Here is a 4,684-nt window from a genome sequence, read left to right on the forward strand (position 1 = left end):
GGTAAGCGGCAATCACTTTCGGGTTCGCTTGTATCTCGGACGGCGTGCCCTCTGCGATCTTCACGCCATAGTCCAGCACGATGACATGGTCAGAAATACGCATGACAAGGTCCATGTGGTGCTCAACCATGAGGATCGTCAGCCCGCGCCTGCTAATCAACACCAGCAAATCGCCGAGATCAGCGGTTTCCTGCGGGTTGAGGCCGGCCGCCGGTTCGTCGAGCAGAAGCAGTTCGGGATCGGTCGCAAGCGCCCGCGCAAGTTCCACGCGGCGCTGAAGTCCGTAGGGGAGTTTGGCCGCCGGCGATGCGGCATACCGTTCAAGGCCCACGAGATGCAACAGTGCGATAGCGCGCTCGCGCGCCAGTGCCTCTTCACGCCGGGCCAATGACAGCAGAAGCAGCGAGCTGAAGAAGCCGTTGCGCATGCGGGAGTGCCGGCCMAGCATGACGTTGTCCAATACCGTGAGGTTGCCGAACAGCCGCAGATTCTGAAAGGTGCGGCCGATGCCCAACGCGCAGATCGCGTGCGATGGTCGCCCGTTCACCGACGCACCGCGAAAGGTGATCGTGCCGGAATCGGGCCGAACCAGGCCCGTCAGCAGGTTGATCATGGTGCTCTTGCCGGCGCCATTCGGACCAATGAGGGCCTGGACGTGCCCGCGCCGCAGTTCGAACGACACGTCCTGAGCCGGGCGTACACCGCCATACGCCTTGCAGATTCGTTCGACGACAAGCAGCGGCCCTGCCTCCGCACCGCGTGCGGCAATAGGATCAGACCGCGGCTCGAAGCGTGCTTCAGCGGGCGGCGCTCCCACGGCCGGTCGGACCTTTTGCCGGCGCCGGGTCCACCAGTTCTCGAACGAACCCATGACGCCGTCAGGCATGACGTATAGCGCGAACAGCAACACTGCGCCGTACACGAAGTGCTGTACCGCTGGCCACTTGGCGAGTGCCGCATCGACGATTGTCAGCAGCACGGCGCCCACCAGCGCACCATGGATCGAGTTCGCGCCGCCGAGCAGCACGAGCAGCAGGATGAAGATGGACAGGTTCAGGGTGATGAAGTCCGAGTTGATGTACTGCGCCTGCAGCGCCACCATGCCGCCGGCCAGCCCGCAGGTCAGTGCGGCGATCGTGAACGCGAGTACCTTGTACCCGTACACCCTGACGCCGACCGACCCGGCGGCAATCTCGTCCGCCTGCAGTGAGAGGAAGGCCCGACCGAGCCGTCCTCGCACGAGATTGCGCGTCAACAGGTAGGTGAGCAGCGACAGCCCAATGCCCATCCACACCCATTGCCGAAGCGTGAGCGGCGCCCCCGACCATGTGAGCGCGCGAACACCGTAGATGCCTTGCGCGCCGCCGAAGACGTCGGTCCATTCGCTCACGAGCTTCTCGATGACGATGCCGAACGCAAGTGTGACCATGGCAAGATATGGACCGCGCACCCTCAATGCGGGTATGGCAATCAAGACTCCGCAGACACCGGCGATCAAGACCGCTAGCGCAAGCGCGATCCATGCGTCCATGCTGGTGTTAGCCGTCAGCAGGGAGGCCGCATAGGCTCCCGCGCCGAACAGACCCGCCTGGCCGAGCGACTTCTGTCCGGCCCAGCCCACGAGCACACTCATGCCCGCGCCGCACAAGTAGTACACACAGACCATGAAGCCGATGCGCAGGTAGAAATCGTTGGAGATTGCGCCGGCGACGAAGACGAGAACCACCGCGACAATCACCGGGATCAAAGAGGGCAGCAGCTTCTTCATACCTTGTCCATCACACGCCTGCCGAACAAGCCGTTGGGGCGCACGGTAAGCACCACGATCACGAGCGCGAAGATGGCCACTTCGCGCCACTCGGCCGACCAGAGGTTGATGTAGGACTCGAGAACGCCCAGCAGGAAGCCGCCGAACACACAGCCGCGCGGGCTATCGAGTCCGCCGACGATCGCGGCGGAAAACCCCTTGAGCCCAACAGCCACACTCATGAAGAGGGACAACTGCGTGATCGGCGCGAGCAGGAAGCCGGAGAGTCCCGCAAGGGCCGAACTGATCACGAAGGCGCCCACCATCATGGCATTCACGTTGATACCCATGAGACCGGCGACTTCCGGCTTGTGGGCCACGGCCCGCATGGCCTTACCCACCATCGTCTTGCGCATCACATGGTCCAACGCCAGCATCACAGCCGCCGCGACGACCAGCGTCAACAATTCCTGCGGCAGCAGGCCCACACCCGCCACTCGAATGACGTCGTTACCGAACAGGCCAGGGACGACCACCGACTTGGGACCCCAGATCGCCATCCCGACGCTTTGCAGAATCACCCCGAAGCCGAGCGTGCTCATTACCCACGCCATGCCAGGCCGGCCGGCAAATGGCCTGACGCCCAAAATGAAGAGCAGCCATCCGAGAAGGCCTGTGCCGAAGATGGCGAGCACCAACGCGATGATCTGCGACGGTACTGCGGGATGGGCGCCGCTGAAGGTGGTCGACGCGAGCGGGATTCCGAGCGCCGCAAAAAGCACCGCGACGCCGGAGAACGCGCCGGCCGTTACGAAGTCGCCATGCGCGAAATTCAGCGTCTTAGTGGTCGTGAAGGTCACGCTGAAACCCAGCGCAATCAGTGCATACGCACTGCCGATCGTCAAGCCGCTGACGAGAGCTTGCAGGAATGAGAGGTCCATATAGTTGGAGCACTAGAGCCTGAACCGGTGCTGCGGCGGGTGCGGCGATGAAGCCGGCCCTCGCCGCGTGGCGCCGCCGGATCAGAGGTTCATGTCCGCGGCGGTCAGCGACTTCGTAGTGCTGTCGCTATATTCCGTGAGTTGGTCGCCCACCCAGCGCGTCCACTTCGCATCTGAAGGGTTAATGGCTTCGCGCTGCGTCTTGCTGAAAGGCTTGTTGTAGGTCTTGTAAACGCCCTGCACCGGTTGTTGCAGGTTTTCGAGTGCCTCGCGAATCTTCGCCCCCTCCGTGGAATTGGCTTGACGCATAGCTGCAGCCAGGAGTAGCGTCGAGTCATAGCCCTGTATCGCGAAGACATACGCACTCGGGGCGGCCAACTGTGACTGCACGCGTTCAAGCAGCTTCTTCTGTGCAGGGGTGTCCGCCGCGATAAGGGGACGCAGGAAGATGGCGCGGCTCGCGAGCGCCTTGCCGGCCGCGTCGAAGAAGGTTACGTTGTCCGCGGCCTGAGAGCTAAGAAAGACCGGAAAGTAGTTCAGCTTCTCCATGCTGCGCAACAACAGCCCCATGGGCGTTCCCTGCGCCCACACGATGACAGTGTCCACGCCGGCAGCCTTCATCTTGCTCAATTGCGAGGTCATGTCGGTGTCCGAAACCGCGAACTTCTCCGTCGCCAGCAGCTTGACGTCCTGAGCCTTTGCCAGATCCTTGAGGTCGCGCAGCGCACCCTCGCCATAGCCGGTGGTCTCCGTAAGCAAACCGAGCTTGGTGGTCCCGCTCTTCTTGGCATACGCCATCAGTCCCGCGGCCTGCGCGCGGTCGTACATGGAGAGCCGGAAGACGTAGTTGTCGGCACCAGGGGACAGTGGCTTGGTGATGTCGGTGGCCTGCGCATTCGACTGAAACGACACGATCTGCTTCTCGTTGGGAATGCGCTTCCAGGCCATTGCATTGCCTGAGTTGGTTGGGCCGAGCACCGCCACCACTTTTTCGTTGTCGATCAGCTCCACCATGTTCTGGATGGATTTGGCGGGCTGCGCCAAGTCATCGCGCACCACCAGCGTCAGCTTGCGCCCCAGAACGCCGCCGGCGGCGTTGATGTCTTCGATGGCCGCTTGGATACCAGCTACGGCCGCGCGCCCGCTCTGCGCCGTCGGTGACGCCGACAGGTCACCGTTATAGGCCAGCTTGATTTCCTGGGCCTGCGCCAACGTGGCGCCCATCACACTGGCGGCCAATGCCAGGTGCCGAAAGATCGATGCGAATTTCATGATGTCTCCTCAGTTCAGGTGGAATGCTCGCTTGAGCATCGGGCCTTAGGGTCACTAAGTCTCGGGCGACGGTGGCGGAAAGTCGAGTCGCTTTTTTTGCCCCATCTGGTAAGTTGCGCTAACGCTTGATGACTGAGCGATTTCATGACCGCGTCTCCCCGCGGGCGATGAATTCGCCGACGCGAGCGGCCTCTGTTCGGATCCAGCGGACGACCTGGTGCTGCCGGTCCGGCGGCAACCGCTCGTTCGTTGACAGCACGCTGATGGCCGCGACGACCACGCCCTGGTCGTCATACAAAGGCACCCCGACACCACTGAGGCCGTGGACCACGGTGTCGCTGTCGAATGCATAGCCGTCGCGGCGAAACACGCGAAGCTTTGCCCGGACGTCATGCGCCGTGCTCCCGTAGCGGACGTAACGCTCTTCGTTGGCTTCAACCGTGCGCGCGAGCTCACGGGCCGGCAAGGCCGCTAGCAGGCAAAGACTGCCCGCACCTACGCCCAGAGGCCGGCGCCCGCCCACGTCCAGCGGCAGCGGACCGGCCGGATATTCGCCATGCACGCTGTGGATGTAGAGCGCATCTACGCCATGCCTTGCTGATAGGAAGACCGTGTCGTGCGTGAGGTCGGACACTCGCTCCAGCACGGTGCGGAAGTGATTGCGCACGCGCTTGTCGAGCGTCTCGTGCTCCTGTTGCAAGAAATCGTGCCCGATGTGATACAT

General features: G+C 62.8%; 4 protein-coding genes. All 4 read right to left on the reverse strand.

What is annotated here, in order from left to right; genetic code table 11:
* Positions 1–1,768 (reverse strand): branched-chain amino acid ABC transporter ATP-binding protein/permease (locus AC1DY5_RS42645; RefSeq protein WP_478120462.1); only part of this gene is annotated, 1,768 nt, incomplete at its 3' end.
* Entirely contained in the window at positions 1,765–2,688 is a 924-nt protein-coding gene (locus AC1DY5_RS42650; protein ID WP_478120463.1) for a branched-chain amino acid ABC transporter permease, read from the reverse strand. The genes AC1DY5_RS42650 and AC1DY5_RS42645, both read right to left, overlap by 4 nt.
* Positions 2,689–2,769: 81 nt before the next feature.
* Positions 2,770–3,960 carry an ABC transporter substrate-binding protein gene (locus AC1DY5_RS42655; RefSeq protein ID WP_478120464.1) on the reverse strand — a complete coding sequence of 397 codons (1,191 nt, stop codon included), beginning with the start codon at positions 3,958–3,960 and terminating at the stop codon, positions 2,770–2,772.
* A 142-nt stretch (positions 3,961–4,102) separates the two neighbouring features.
* A partial coding sequence (locus AC1DY5_RS42660) for an IclR family transcriptional regulator (protein ID WP_478120465.1) occupies positions 4,103–4,684 on the reverse strand: 582 nt, incomplete at its 5' end.

Source organism: Variovorax sp. P4_D9, from assembly GCF_056401695.1.